This window comes from Streptomyces sp. NPDC002793, assembly GCF_040295485.1.
GTDB lineage: Bacteria > Actinomycetota > Actinomycetes > Streptomycetales > Streptomycetaceae > Streptomyces.
The window spans coordinates 68198-81878 of the sequence record NZ_JBEOVL010000007.1 but is presented as its reverse complement, the minus strand read 5'-3'; the positions used below and the strand labels follow the sequence as shown (position 1 = coordinate 81878).

The window sequence follows — 13681 nt, the reverse complement described above, 5'->3', positions numbered from 1 at the left end:
TTGTGGTGAGGGTGGTGCACAGACCGTCGAACGGCCGCACGGGGGTGCGGGGCTGGACAAGGGTGGGACACCGCGCCGGCCGAGGGGCCGGGGGAGCCGGTCCCGGGACGCGGAGATTCTATGGCCGGGGAGGCCGGGGTGTGGATCACCCCTTGACGCTGCCCGCCGCCAGTCCGGACTGCCAGTAGCGCTGGAGCAGCAGGAAGGCGATGATCAGCGGCACGATGGTCATCAGGGAGCCCGTGATGACCAGGTTGAAGACGGGCTGGCCGCCGGCGGTGGAAGCCTGCTCGTTCCAAGCGTTCAGCCCCAGTGTCAGCGGGTACCAGTCCGGGTTCTTGATCATGATAAGGGGCAGGAAGTAGTTGTTCCAGGTCTGCACCATGGTGAACAGCAGGACCGTAACGATGCCCGGGGTGAGCAGCGGGAGTGCGACGCGGAAGAAGGTCCGCAGCTCGCCGGAGCCGTCCATCCTGGCGGCTTCCAGAAGCTCGGTGGGGACGGCCTCGGCGGCGAACACCCACATGAGGTAGAGCCCGAACGGCGAGATCAGGGACGGGATGATGACGGACCACGGTGTGTCGGTGAGCCCCATCTTGCTGAACATGAGGAAGGTCGGGACCGCCAGCGCGGTGGCGGGCACTGCCACCGCGCCGATGACGGTCGCGAAGACGGCGCGCTTGCCCGCGAAGTCGAACTTGGCCAGACCGTAGCCGCCCAGGACCGCGAGGAACGTGGCCCCGCCCGCCCCCACGACCACGTACAGCAGGGTGTTGAGGAACCAGCGGAGGAAGATGCCGTCGTCGTAGGTGAACGTCTGCGAGATGTTGTCCCAGAGGGCGAAATCGCCGCTGAACCAGAGGCCGAATGAGTCGAGCAGGCTGTTCTGCGTCTTGGTCGCGTTGATGACGAGCCAGGCCAGTGGCATGAGCGCGTAGAGCGCGGTCACACCCATGAGCACCGTGAGCAGCACGCTGCGGCGCGGGCGGCCGGGCGAATGGCGCCGACGCGGGGCGCGGCGGGTCACGGGGGCTCGGTGGGTGGTTCGCCGGGGCGTCTGTTCGGCGGTGAAGGAAGGGGCGCTCATCGCTCACGCCTCCTTTCGCATGCCGCGCAGCTGGACCGCGTAGGCGATGATCATCGTGACGACACCCATGACGAGGGAGACCGTGGCCGCGTAGTTCTGCTGCCGCCCGGAGAAGGACAGCGTGTAGGTGTAGAAGTTGGGCGTGAAGTACGTGGTGATCGCGTTGGGCGCCAGGTCCTGCAGGATGCTGGGCTCGTTGAACAGCTGGAAGCTGCCGATCACGGAGAAGATCGTCGCGATCACCAGGGCCCCGCGGATCGCGGGGATCTTCACCGCGGCGATGATCCGCCACTGTCCCGCTCCGTCGATCTCGGCCGCCTCGTAGAGGGACTTGGGGATGACGCGCAGCGCGGAGTAGAAGATCAGCATGTTGTAGCCGATGAACTCCCAGGTGACGATGTTGCCGATGCTGGCCAGCACCAGGGAGGGCGAGAGCGGGTCGGGCAGCGACACGCCGAAGGCGTCGTTGAAGTTGCCGACCAGTCCGAAGCGGGTCCCGTAGATGAAGCCCCACATCAGGGTGGCGACGACGGCGGGTACGGCGTAGGGCAGGAACACGGCGATCCGGAAGAAGCTCTTCCCGTAGATCCTGCCGCTGTCGAGGGCCAGGGCGACGAGCAGCGCGAGGCCGAGCATGACGGGGACCTGCACCACGAGGAAGAGGGTCACCCGGCCCACGGCCGCCCAGAACTGATCGTCCGCGAAGGCCCGCTGGAAGTTCTCCAGACCGACGAACGACGTGCCGCCCACCAACTGGTCCCGGAAGAAGCTCAGATACAGCGAGTAGGCGATCGGGGCGAGGAACACGAGGGCGAACACGGCCATGAACGGCCCGACGAAGACCCACCCGATCCGCCCGCGCCGCGCGCGGGAACCGCCTCCGGCTGGTGGGCGGCGTCCAGTGGTGAGCGGCGTAACGGCCGTCATGGGTACTCCTGTTGGTCCGGCGTTGAGCATGGCCCCGGCCGGATGGAGACACCGGACGTCGTGGAGGCGCTGTGCTTGGCGAGAAGGCCGATATCCACGCAAACACCCGTCCGGATGTTTACGTAAACATGTTTCGGTGAAGTGATGTCTACACGTCTCTCATCCCATGGTCAAGACGCGGTTTCCCTGCTAAGCAGACGAGTTGGGACTCATCGCCCACACCGCGCCTCGAACAACCGTGCCTATGTGTCGGCGGCACACGCCCGAAGTGGTAGAAATGCCGGTGACCCAAACCCTCGGTCCGCACGCGATTCGAGCCACACGCGTACGCAGGGACAGGGCGGGTCCCGATCGGAACACCCTCGACGCGCGCGGTGAGAAGGCGGTCCCGCGGCCGGAGCGGCGCGCCCACACGGCGAAAGGCTCACACGACCACGAGGAGGCTGACCAAGTGCACGGACAGGAACAGGCCACGTACCGGCCGTCCCGCAAGGAGGCCTCCATGGCCGACGTCGCACGACGGGCGGGGGTCTCCTCCCAGACGGTCTCCCGCGTCTCCAACGGCCACACGGTGGTCTCCGAGGAGACACGAGAACGTGTCCTGACGGCCATGAAGGAGCTGAACTATCGCCCCAACAGCGCCGCACGTGCGCTCAAGAGCGGGAAGTTCCGCACCCTGGGCGTCATCCTGTTCACCCTGGCCACGACGGGTAACGTCCGCACCCTCGAAGCCATTTCCGCCTCCGCCGCGGACCAGGGGTACGCGATCACACTGCTGCCCGTCGCCACTCCCACCAGCACAGGGGTGAAGGGGGCCGTGACCCTGCTCGGTGAACAGGTCGTGGACGGCATCATCGTGATCATGGAAGTCCGTCTCCTCGACGCCGCCATCTCGCTGCCGCCCCACACCCATGTGGTGGTGGCCGACTCCGACGCCGGCGACCGCTACAGCGTCGTGGACACCGACCAGTCCGGAGGCGCCAGGGCGGCCGTGCGGCATCTGCTCGATCTCGGGCACCGGACCGTGATGCACGTGGCCGGTCCCGCGGGGTCCTACGCGGCCCAGCGCCGTGCCCACGCCTGGCGGCAGGCCCTGCAGGACGCGGGACGTCCCGTCCCGCCGCCGGTGGACGGAGACTGGACGGCGGCGTCAGGATACGCGGCGGGCCTCGCCCTGGCGGCCGACCCCGACTGCACGGCGGTCTTCGCGGCCAACGACCAGATGGCACTGGGTGTTCTGCGCGCCCTGCAGGAGCGGGGCAGGCGCGTACCGGAGGACGTCAGCGTCGTCGGATTCGACGACATCGCCGACTCCGCCTCCTTCCTTCCGCCCCTGACCACCGTCCACCAGGACTTCGCCGAGATAGGGCGACAGTGCGTGGACGGCGTCCTGCGGCAGATCCGCAACGAGACGACGGAACGGGGAACCACCCTGGTCCCGACCCGGCTGGTCGTCCGGGCCAGCACGGCCCCACCGCCGCCCGGGTGAGACCACTCCCGGGTGTGACCACCGACGTCTGTGTCGGCCCGTCCGCCCGGTACAGGACAGAAACCGTCCTGAGTGCCTTCTAGCCTGGACGCCAGGACGTCGGCACGGAAGAAGGACGGGCGCAGAGATGACACAGGACCGGGATGCGGGCGACGGCCGAGCCGACTCCGAACCGCTGCTCTTCGAACGGGCCGACCTGCTCGAGAACTGGCTGGAGCGGCACCACGCGGAGCGGACGGGGCTGTGGCTGAAGATCGCCAAGAAGGACTCGGGCATCGCCTCGGTCACCGCTGCCGAGGTCGTCGACGCCGTCCTGTGCCACGGGTGGATCGACGGGCAGCGCAAGTCCCTGGACCAGGAGTTCTACCTGCAGCGGATCTCGCCGCGCCGACGGGGCAGCAACTGGTCCCTCGTCAACGTCGGCAAGGTCGAGGCACTGACGGCTGCCGGCCGGATGCGGGAGTCCGGGCTGGCCGAGGTGCGGGCGGCGCAGGCCGACGGACGGTGGGCGGCCGCGTACCCCTCGCAGCGTGAAGCCACCGTGCCCGACGACCTGGCTGCCACCCTGGCCGCGGACCGGAGGGCGGGCGCACGCTTCGAGCAGCTCACCAGGGCGGAGCGTTACCTCGTACTTCTCCAGCTGATGACCGCGAGGACCCCTGAGGTGAGGGCCGCACGGCTCGCCCGGATGACGGCGAGGCTGGCCGCGGGAGAGCCGGTCCGCTGACGGCCGGGAGGGCTTTCAGGATCTGCTGCCGGGCCTCGTGCGAAGGGCGTGCCCGTCACACCTCATGGCGGCCGTCACCGGCTGTCCGGCAGCCCGCCGCCCTCGGCGGCGATCGACCGGTTCCGCAGGTGCGTGAAGCGCAGTTCGGTACGGCTGCGCGCCGTGTCACCGGGGCGCAGCACGGGGCTGGGCAGATCGGGCCGGTTGGGTGAGTCGGGCAGGTGCTGGGTCTCCAGGCAGACCGCGCCGTGCCGTTCGTGGCGGCGGCCGGTGGCATCGGTGGAGGAACCGTCGAGCTGGTTGGCGGTGTAGACCTGGATGCCGGGTTCCGTGGTCCACACCTCCAGGACGCGGGACGCGTCCGGCGCGGTCAGACGGGCGGCGCGGCGCAGACCGCCACCTGTGTTCCGCAGCACCCAGCAGTGGTCGAACCCGCCCGCGCCACGGAGCTGTTCGTCGTCATGGCCGAGCCGCTCCCCGAGCACGCGCGGGGCCGTGAGGTCGAAGGGGGTGCCCCGGACCCCGGCCGGGGGCCCGAGAGGGATTCCCTCGCCGTCCACCGGCAGGTAGGTGTCGGCGTCCACCTCCAGGTGGTGGCCGAGAACATCGCCGTGACCGGCCAGGTCGAAGTATGCGTGGTTGGTGAGGTTGACGACCGTGGGGCGGTCGGTGGTGCAGGCGTAGTCGACGGCCAGCGTGCCGGTGGTGTCGAGGGTGTACGTGACCGTGCTTTCCAGGGCGCCGGGGAAGCCCATGTCACCGTCAGGGCTGTGCAGGGTGAGCCGGACGGCCACGCTGTCGTCGGTACGGTCGGGGCTCGCGTCCCACACCTTGGTGTGGAAGCCTTCGGGGCCCCCGTGCAGGGCGTGGCCGCGGTCGTTGGCGGGGACGCGGTACTCCTCGCCGTCCAGGGTGAAGCGGCCATGTGCGATGCGGTTGGCGTAACGGCCGACGACGGCACCGAAGTAGGGGTGCTCGGCCGTGTAGTCGTCGAGGGCCGGGAGCGAACGGACCACGGAGGCGGTGGCACCCGCGGTGTCGGGTACGTCGAAGCGGTGCAGGGTGGCCCCGTAGGTCAGCACGTCGGCCTGGACTCCCGTACCGCTGTCGAGGGTCCACAGGTGTACCGGGGCTCCCTGGGCGGAGCCGAAAGGGGTGCTGTGCACGGTGGGGCGCGGCATCAGAGGTCCTCTGTGGGGCCGGATCGGGGCCGGGGCGTGGTGGATTCGCGGGCGACGAGGCGGTAGCCGGGGCGTGGCCTGCGCGGTTCGGCGCCGGCTTCGCCCGAGAGCCGTTCGACGAGACTGTCGACGGCGAGACGGGCGATGGCCTCCTTGTCCGGGGCGATGGTGGTGAGGGTGGTGGAGGTGTAGCGGCACTCCTCGATGTCGTCGAAACCGACGACGGCGATGTCGTCCGGGACGCGCAGTCCGCGTTCGCCGATGGTCCGCATGGCGCCGATGGCGATGAGGTCGTTGTAGGCGAAGACGGCGTCGGGGCGCTCCCCCCGGTCCAGGAGTTCCGCCATTCCCGCGGCGCCGTCCTCGCGGCCGTAGCCGTCGGTGACGACGACGAGGGATTCGTCCGGGGTCAGCCCGGCGGCGGAGAGTTCCTCGCGCCAGCCCCGCAGCCTCAGGTGGGCGGGCTGGCGTTCGCGGCCGGTGCGTGAGCCCAGGAAGGCGATCCTGCGGCTCCCCCGGCCGACGAGGTGACGGACGGCCGCGCGGGCCGCCGCCACGTTGTCGATGGCGATGTGGTCGTACGGGGCCTCGTACTCGCGCTCGCCCAGCAGGACCAGGGGCGCCGTCTCGGTGCGCGCCATCAGGTCCTCGGTCTCCAGGTGGATGGGGCTGAGGATGAGGCCGTCGATCACATGGGAGCGGAATCCCTGGCTGACCAGGAGTTCCTTCTCCCGGAGGCCGGCGGTGTGGTCGACCAGGACGGTGTAGTCGTGCCGGGCGGCGGCGTCGATGACCGCCCCGGCCAGTTCGGCGAAGTACGGGTTGCCGAATTCGGGGACGGCGAGGGCGATGATGCCGGTGCGGCCCTTGCGCAGGTGACGGGCGGTGAGGTTCGGCCGGTAGCCGAGCTCGTCGATCGCCTGCTGCACCCTGGCGCGCATCGCGGGTGTGACGTGCTGATAGTTGTTCACCACGTTCGACACGGTCTTGATGGACACGCCCGCCCGTTGCGCTACGTCCTTGAGGCTGACGCCCACGGCACTCCTTGGTTCGGCTCGACTCGGTCTGTGGTCCGGCCCTCGGCCCGTGGCCGTCGTCAGGTACTTCTGCGACTGCGTGCCAGGTAACGCTGGGCCACCACCACAACGATAAGGAAGCCGCCGCTGACCACGGACTGGTAGGAGGAGTTGAGCGAGCCGATCTGGTTGATGAGGTTCTGGATGACCGCCAGCAGCAGGACGCCCCAGAGCGTGCCGCTGATGGACCCCGCGCCGCCGACGAGCAGGGTGCCGCCGATGACGACGGCGGAGATCGCGTCGAGTTCCATGCCGACCCCGACGATGGTGACGCCGGAGGAGAGCCTGGCGGCGTTGAGTGCGCCGGCGAGCCCGGCGAGCAGGCCGCTGAGTGTGTAGACGAGGATCTTCGTGCGGGCGACGGGGAGGCCCATCAGGGTGGCCGCGTCACTGCTGCCGCCGACCGCGAAGAGTGTCTGCCCGAACGAGGTGCGCTGCAGGACGAGTCCGCCGGCTCCGAAGAGCACCAGCGCGATGAGGATCGGGTGGCCGAAGCCCCAGACGCTGCCCTGGCCGAGCTCGGCGAAGGCCGAGCCCTTGGGCACCAGGTAGGTGGTGGCGCCCTCGTCGGTGAGGGCGAGCAGCAGGCCGCGGGCGCCCAGCAGGGTGGCGAGGGTGACGATGAACGGGGCCATGTTGCCCCGGGCGATCAGGAGTCCGTTGAGCAGGCCGATTCCGCCGCACACCACGAGGGGGAGCAGCAGCGCGGCGAGGAATCCGTACTGCGAGGCCCAGGCGGCGAGTACTCCGCCGAGGGCGAAGACCGATCCGACGGACAGGTCGATGCCGCCGGTGATGATGACCATCGTCATGCCGAGCGCGACCACGGCGAGGAAGGACGCCTGGATGGTCACACCGCGGGCGTTGTCCAGGGACGCGAAGGTCGGGTAGATGAAGGAGGCGGCGATCACGACGGCCAGCAGGACCGCGAGGACGCCTTGGCGTTGAAGGAGTTCGGCGGCGCGCTGCCGGCCGGTCCGTTCGGGTCCGGCGGTGGGGCGGGCCGGGGGTGCCGTCGTCGGCCCGGGGGCCGGGGCCGCGGTGGCGGGCTTGGTTTCGTTCATCGGGACCGACGCTCCCGGGCGACGTAGACGGCGGCGATGATGATGGCCGCCTGGGCGATCTGTGCGGTGGAGTCGGGCAGGTCGTGCTTGACGAGTGTGGCGCGCAGGAGCTGCATGAGCAGGGCGCCCGCCACGGTGCCGAGGACCCGGACGGAGCCTCCGTTGAGGGGGGTTCCACCGACCACGACCGCCGTGATGGCGGAGAGTTCCATGAGGGTGCCGAGCGAGGAGGGATCGCTCGCGGTGAGTCTGGCCGTGGCGAGGATCCCGGCGAGCGCGGCGAGCACTCCGCAGATCACGTACACGCCGATGAGGACCCGCTTGACGGGCAGCCCGGCGAGCGCGGCGGCGGAGCGGTTGCCGCCGATGGCGACGACCTGCCGGCCGAAGGTGGTGCGCTGCACCAGGAAGGCGACGGCGACGGCCAGTACGGCGGCGATCAGGACGACCAGCGGGATCCCGAGGAAGGAGCCGGTGCCCAGCGACAGCAGGTCGGGATTGACGATCTGCTTGAGCTGGCCGTCGGCCATGACCAGGGCCAGGCCGCGGCCTCCGACGAACAGGGCGAGCGTGGCCACGATGGGCTGGAGCCCGACGAGGGAGACCAGTGCGCCGTTGACCGCGCCGACGACCGCGCCGGCCAGCAGGGCGACCACGAGCGCGGGTACGAGCCCGTATCCGAGGTAGAGCGGCAGGAACGCGGCGGCGAGCGCCATCGTCGAGCCGACGGACAGGTCGACGCCTTCGGTGCCGATGACCAGGGCCATGCCCAGGGCGACGATGACGATGGGGGCGACCTGGACGAGCTGGGTACGGAAGTTGTCGGCGGTCATGAAGTGTTCGGTGAACAGGGCGTTGAAGAGCAGCACCACCGCCACGGCCACGTAGACGCCGTACTTCTGGTACCAGGCGGGGTCACGCAGCCGGTCCAGGGGGTGCGTGGACTTCCTGGGGGTGTCGCCCTTCGTGGGCGGGGCGACGGCTGTCCGGTTCATCGGGGGTCCTCCTGGGTGGCCGGGGCCCGGTCCGCCGGCTGCGGTGCGTGGTCGGCGAGCACTTCGAGCAGCCGGTCCTCGGCCACGTCGTCGCCGGACAGTTCACCGGCGACGGCTCCGCCGCGCAGGACGACGATGCGGTCGGCGCCTTCGATGAGCTCCTCGATGTCCGAGGAGATGAGCAGGACCGCGAGGCCCTCGCGGGCGAGGTCGTCGATGAGGCTCTGGACCTCGGCCTTGGCTCCGACGTCGATGCCGCGGGTGGGTTCGTCGAGCAGCAGGACCTTGGGTTCCAGACAGAGCCAGCGGGCCAGCAGGACCTTCTGCTGGTTGCCGCCGGAGAGTTCGCCGACCTTCTGCTCCGGGCTCGACGCCTTGATCCGCAGGCGCTTCATGAAGATCTCGACGATCCGGTCCTGCTTGGCCCGGGAGACGACACCGGCCGTGGAGAGGCGAGGCATCGCGGCCAGCACGATGTTCTCGCGGACGGAGAGTCCGGGCACGATGCCCTCGGCCTTGCGGTCCTCGGGCAGCAGACTGATGCCGGCCCGGATGGCGGCGGCCGGGGTGAGGCGCTTCAAGGCGGTGCCGTCGACGGTGAGTTCGCCCGCGTCCAGGGGCAGCGCTCCGGAGAGTGCCTTCGCCGTCTCGCTGCGGCCCGAGCCCAGGAGGCCTCCGAGGCCGAGCACTTCGCCCGCGTACAGGGAGACGGATATGTCGTGGAGCTGGAGGCGGCTGGAGAGCCCGGTCGCGGTGAGGACGGGCGTACGGGCCGCCTCGTGCCCTTCCGCGCCGAAGCTGGTGACTCCGGAGCGGCGCACCTCGGACAGGTCGCGGCCGAGCATCATCGAAACGAGCTGCATCCTGTCGAGGCCGGCGAGGTCGCCGGTGTGGATGTGGCGGCCGTCGCGCAGGACGGTGACGCGGTCGCAGACGCGGTAGAGCTCGTCCATGCGGTGGCTGACGTAGAGGACGGCGATGCCCTGGTCCCGCAGGTTTCCGATGACCCGGAAGAGGGTCTCCACCTCGCGCGGTTCGAGCGAGGAGGTGGGTTCGTCCATGATGACGACCTGGGCGTTGACGGAGACGGCCCGGGCGAGGGCGACCATCTGCTGGGTGCCGATCCCCAGGGTGTGCAGGGGGCGCCGGGGGTCGGCCCGGACGCCGAACCCGTCGAGCAGTTCGCCTGCTTCCCGGTGCATGCGGCCGAAGTCGATGAGCCCGAGGCGGTTCCTGGGTTCACGGCCGAGGAAGATGTTGCGCGCCACGCTCATCAGCGGGACGAGGTTGACCTCCTGGTAGATGGTGGAGATTCCGGCCTGCTGGGCCTCGAAGGGCCGGGCGAACCCGACCGGTTCGCCGGCCATCCGCAGCTCACCTCCGTCGGGCCGGTACACGCCGGTCAGCACCTTGATGAGGGTGGACTTGCCGGCGCCGTTCTCACCGACGAGCGCGTGGGTCTCCCCCGCGCGCAGGGAGAAGGTGACGTCGTCGAGTGCGACGACGCCGGGGAACCGCTTGCTCACCGAGCGGGCTTCGAGCACCGTGGAGGCCGTGGGCGCGGCCACCTCCGGTGCCTGAGGTACTGCTTCGGGTGGTGCCATGGGTGTTCTCGGCCTTCCGCTGTCCAAGAGGGAGGGCCCGGGAGCCGCCGTGAGCTGGTGCGAGCGCCACGGCGGCCGGGGCCGATGCGTTCAGAAGCGGATCAGTACGCCCCGCCGAGCGATTCCTTGGCGTTGGTCTCGTCGTAGGCGCGGTCGGTGATGATGACGTTCTCGGGGATCTCCTCGCCGCCGTAGAACTTCTGGGCGGTCGCGAAGGCCAGCGGTCCGAAGCGCGGGTTGGACTCGATGACGGCGTTGTACTCGCCGTTGACAAGGGCCTGTACGGCGTTGCGGGTGCCGTCGACCGAGACGATCTTGACGTCCTTGCCGGGCTTCTTGCCGGCCGCCTTCAGCGCGGTGACGGCTCCGAGGCCCATCTCGTCGTTCTCCGCGTAGACGGCGGTGATGTCGGGCTTGGACTGGATGAGCTGCTCCATGACCTGCTGGCCCTTGTCACGGGCGAACTCGCCGGTCTGCTGGGCGACGATCTCGATGCCGGGCGCCTCGGCCTTGATCCGGTCGACGAATCCCTTGGTCCGGTCGGTGGTCACGTTGTTGCCCGAGGCGCCGAGGAGGATCGCGACCTTGCCCTTGCCGTCCGTCGCCTTGATCATCGCGTCGGCGGCACGCTTGCCCTGCTCGACGAAGTCGGAGCCGAGGAAGGCCACATAGTCCTTGCACGCCGTGGAGTTGACCTTGCGGTCGATGGTGAGGACGGGCACCTGCTTCGCCGCTGCCGCCTTGAGCGCGGGCTCCAGTCCGTCGGAGTTCAGCGGGGCGATGATGAGGAACTGCGCGCCCTGGGAGAGCATGTCCTGGATGTCACTGATCTGCTTGGACAGCTGCGACTGCGCGTTGGTGGTGAGCAGCTTCTTGACGCCGATCCTGGCCGCCTCGTCCTTGATGGACCGGGTCTCGGCGATGCGGAAGGGGTTGGCCTCCTTCTCCGACTGGGAGAAGCCGACCACAGCGTCCTTGAGGTCGATCTTGGGTGCGCCGTAGCTCTGCAGGGAACAGCCGGGACCGGAGGCGGCCTCGGGAGACTCCGCCGCCTGCGCTCCCTGGCTGCTGTCACTGCCCGCGCTGTCCGTGGTCTCCGACTTGGAACAGCCGGAAGCGGCCAGCGTGGCGGTGGCGGCGAGCAGGCAGGCCGCGGCGAGGGTTCGGGATCGACGCTGGGTCATCATGCGCGGGACGCTCCTTGGCGAGGTGACGGCACACCCTTCGGTGTGCGGTCGGGCATGGCGGGACGGTGCATCGGCCGCTCGGCGGCAGATGGCGCTGCAATTCCTCACGACCCTCTGCGAGCTGCGGGAACTGCGGTCGTGAGGGCTTGTGCGGCCTCTCGGCGGCTCGGTTTACAACGTTATATAGGCGAGGTGCCGCAAGCGGCAAGAGAGTTGACGTCGCGTTTCCAAAATGTGTCGCCCGGGGCCTCGCACACCGTGCCCGTCAGGCCTCGCCCATGACCAGGCCCTCGATCGTGTGCTTCTGGACGAGGGGGGTCAGCTCCTCCACGACGGGGCACTGCAGGTGCGCCCGCACCCGGCCGGGAAGGGACGCCCAGTACTCCCGGGTGACCGCCATGTCGTGGTGGGCGTCGTTGCCCGCACCCGGGGCGTCGACGCCCAGCACCAGGACGGGGCGCGGGTCCGACGACCGGTTGGCCGTGCCCCGGTGGACCGTCAGGGCGGAACGGGCCGAGATGTCGCCCCGTCGCGGGTACTTCCGTTCGGCGAGCCCGGCGTAGCGCGGGTGGTCCTCGCGGGGCGGGAACATCCCGTGGTCGAAGCGCGCGTCGTCGTCCCACTGGGTGCCGGGCGCGATCTCGAACGGGCCCATGTCGTCGCGGGTGTCGACGGCGGTGAGGTTGAAGGCCAGGGAGGTCAGCCGGCGGCCGTGGCGTGTCGCGTCCGGCATGGGGAAGTCCCGGTGCCAGGGCTGGTTCATCGCTCCGGCCAGCGGGACGTCGAAGCCCAGCTCGACGATGCGGTAGTCGGGCCCGAGGACGGCCTCGGACACCCCGCGCACCCAGGGATGATCGACCAGGTCCACGAAGCCGCGCAACTGCTCGGGGTGGATCTCGACGTAGTACCGGTGGGGTCCCCTGCCGACGGCGCCGCCCTCCCTGCCGCGGGCCTCGGCGAAGGCGCTGTCGATGTCCTCCCGCATCAGGCCGGCCCACTGCGGGGTGAACGCGCCCCGGCACGCGGTGATCCCTGCCGAGTACAGGTCCCGCACCGCCTCGTCGGGGTGCGGGTACGGGTGCGGGGCGGCGGGTGTCGCGGCCTCGTGCATGGCGGTGGTCCTCTCATCGGGGGGATGCGGCGCAACAGGCTGCTCCCAGCGGATCCCGACCTGGATCCGCCCTGCGCCGCCCTCATGTTGCAACGTTGCAAACAACGTGGCAAGAGTGAGGAACATCCGTGTGCCGCAGGACCTGTTACGGTGCACAGCTCAGAGGGCGCGGTCCGCCGCCCCCGCGCACCGAGGGGCAGGAACACCGGCCGTGGCAGCGAGACTCAAGGACGTCGCCGCGCTCGCGGGCGTGTCCGTCCGGACCGTCTCCAACGTCGTGAGCAATGCGGCGGCCGTGGCCCCGGACACACGTGCGCGGGTCATGGCGGCGGTGGATGAACTGGGCTACCGCCCCAACCTCGCCGCCCGTAACCTCCGGCAGGGACGCACCGGGCTCATCGGGGTCGTCGTCCCCGAGATCCACTCCCCCTACTTCGGGGCGCTGACCGGGCATCTCATCGACGCCGCGCAGGCGCGCGGCTGGACGGTCCTCCTGGAGCGGACGGGCGGGCGGGCGGACCTGGAGCGGCGTCTCCTCGACGGCTCGGAGGGCCACCAGGTCGACGGAATGGTCATCAGCCCGTGGTCGACGCCGCCGGCCGAACTCGCCTCGCTCGCGGGCGGTCTCCCCCTGGTCGTCCTCGGAGAACTGGATCCGCTCGGCTCGATCGACCACGTCGCCCTGGACAACGTGGCAGCTGCCCGGGCGGCAACGGCCCACCTGGTCGCACTGGGCCGTCGGCGTGTCGCCGCGATCGGACTGCAGTCCGGGCTGGGCCACGGCACGGCCGAACTGCGCGCCGAGGGCTTTCGGCTGGGGCTGCGGGACGCGGGACTGAGCCCGGTGGCCGAGGTCGAGGTGACCGACCTGCACCGCGCGGAGGGCGCCCGGGCCCTGCGTGAGCTGCTGCTCCGGCCCGAGCGCCCCGACGCCGTCTTCTGCTTCAGCGACGAACTGGCCCTGGGGGCGCTGCGCGTCGCCGCCGAACAGGGCGTGCGGGTGCCGGACGATGTGGCACTGATGGGCTTCGACGACATCGAGGACGGCCGGTTCTCCGCACCGTCGCTCACCACGATCGCCCCGGACCGCGAGCAGATCGCCGAACGGGCGGTGCAGTGCCTGGCCGAGCGTGTGCTCGGCCGGCTCGGCTCGCTGCCGGCGCGCCGGATCGTCGTCCCGCACCGGCTGCTGGTACGGGAGAGCACGGGCGCCGCGGTCTTCCCCGTCTGAGC

General features: G+C 70.2%; 12 protein-coding genes. 3 read left to right on the top strand and 9 right to left on the bottom strand.

What is annotated here, in order from left to right:
- Positions 1–145 precede the first annotated feature (145 nt).
- Together ABT001_RS08960 and ABT001_RS08955 are read right to left on the bottom strand one after the other, a co-directional pair.
- Positions 146–1087 (bottom strand): carbohydrate ABC transporter permease, encoded by a 942-nt coding sequence (locus ABT001_RS08960; protein ID WP_351274481.1) that lies wholly within the window; start codon positions 1085–1087, stop codon positions 146–148.
- 3 nt (positions 1088–1090) lie between these two features.
- Complete coding sequence (locus tag ABT001_RS08955; protein WP_351274480.1) at positions 1091–2014, bottom strand: carbohydrate ABC transporter permease; 924 nt, start codon at positions 2012–2014, stop codon at positions 1091–1093.
- 502 nt (positions 2015–2516) lie between these two features.
- Here ABT001_RS08955 and ABT001_RS08950 point away from each other — a divergent pair.
- The gene (locus ABT001_RS08950; RefSeq protein ID WP_351274477.1) at positions 2517–3503 is read left to right on the top strand and encodes a LacI family DNA-binding transcriptional regulator; all 987 of its coding nucleotides are present in this window, start codon (positions 2517–2519) and stop codon (positions 3501–3503) included.
- 127 nt (positions 3504–3630) lie between these two features.
- The gene (locus ABT001_RS08945) at positions 3631–4230 is read left to right on the top strand and encodes a YdeI/OmpD-associated family protein (RefSeq protein WP_351274474.1); all 600 of its coding nucleotides are present in this window, start codon (positions 3631–3633) and stop codon (positions 4228–4230) included.
- Positions 4231–4304: 74 nt separating this feature from the next.
- On the opposite strand, the gene ABT001_RS08940 is transcribed toward ABT001_RS08945, so the two are convergent.
- The 7 genes from ABT001_RS08940 to ABT001_RS08910 form a co-directional block, all read right to left on the bottom strand.
- A complete protein-coding gene (locus ABT001_RS08940; RefSeq protein WP_351274472.1) occupies positions 4305–5411 on the bottom strand; it encodes an aldose epimerase family protein in 1107 nt (368 codons plus the stop codon).
- Positions 5411–6448 (bottom strand): LacI family DNA-binding transcriptional regulator, encoded by a 1038-nt coding sequence (locus tag ABT001_RS08935; RefSeq protein ID WP_351274469.1) that lies wholly within the window; start codon positions 6446–6448, stop codon positions 5411–5413. Before ABT001_RS08935 ends, ABT001_RS08940 begins: the two co-directional genes overlap by 1 nt.
- A 59-nt stretch (positions 6449–6507) precedes the next feature.
- Positions 6508–7551, bottom strand: coding sequence for an ABC transporter permease (locus tag ABT001_RS08930; RefSeq protein ID WP_351274466.1), 1044 nt, complete (start codon positions 7549–7551; stop codon positions 6508–6510).
- The gene (locus ABT001_RS08925) at positions 7548–8546 is read right to left on the bottom strand and encodes an ABC transporter permease (RefSeq protein ID WP_351274464.1); all 999 of its coding nucleotides are present in this window, start codon (positions 8544–8546) and stop codon (positions 7548–7550) included. Before ABT001_RS08925 ends, ABT001_RS08930 begins: the two co-directional genes overlap by 4 nt.
- Positions 8543–10150, bottom strand: coding sequence for a sugar ABC transporter ATP-binding protein (locus tag ABT001_RS08920; RefSeq protein WP_351274461.1), 1608 nt, complete (start codon positions 10148–10150; stop codon positions 8543–8545). Before ABT001_RS08920 ends, ABT001_RS08925 begins: the two co-directional genes overlap by 4 nt.
- A gap of 101 nt (positions 10151–10251) precedes the next feature.
- Positions 10252–11337, bottom strand: coding sequence for an ABC transporter substrate-binding protein (locus tag ABT001_RS08915; protein ID WP_351274458.1), 1086 nt, complete (start codon positions 11335–11337; stop codon positions 10252–10254).
- A 265-nt stretch (positions 11338–11602) separates the two neighbouring features.
- Positions 11603–12448, bottom strand: coding sequence for a phytanoyl-CoA dioxygenase family protein (locus ABT001_RS08910; protein ID WP_351274456.1), 846 nt, complete (start codon positions 12446–12448; stop codon positions 11603–11605).
- A gap of 211 nt (positions 12449–12659) precedes the next feature.
- On the opposite strand from ABT001_RS08910, the gene ABT001_RS08905 reads away from it, so the two are divergent.
- On the top strand, positions 12660–13679 hold the full coding sequence (locus tag ABT001_RS08905; protein WP_351274453.1) for a LacI family DNA-binding transcriptional regulator: 1020 nt from the start codon (positions 12660–12662) through the stop codon (positions 13677–13679).
- Positions 13680–13681 lie beyond the last annotated feature (2 nt).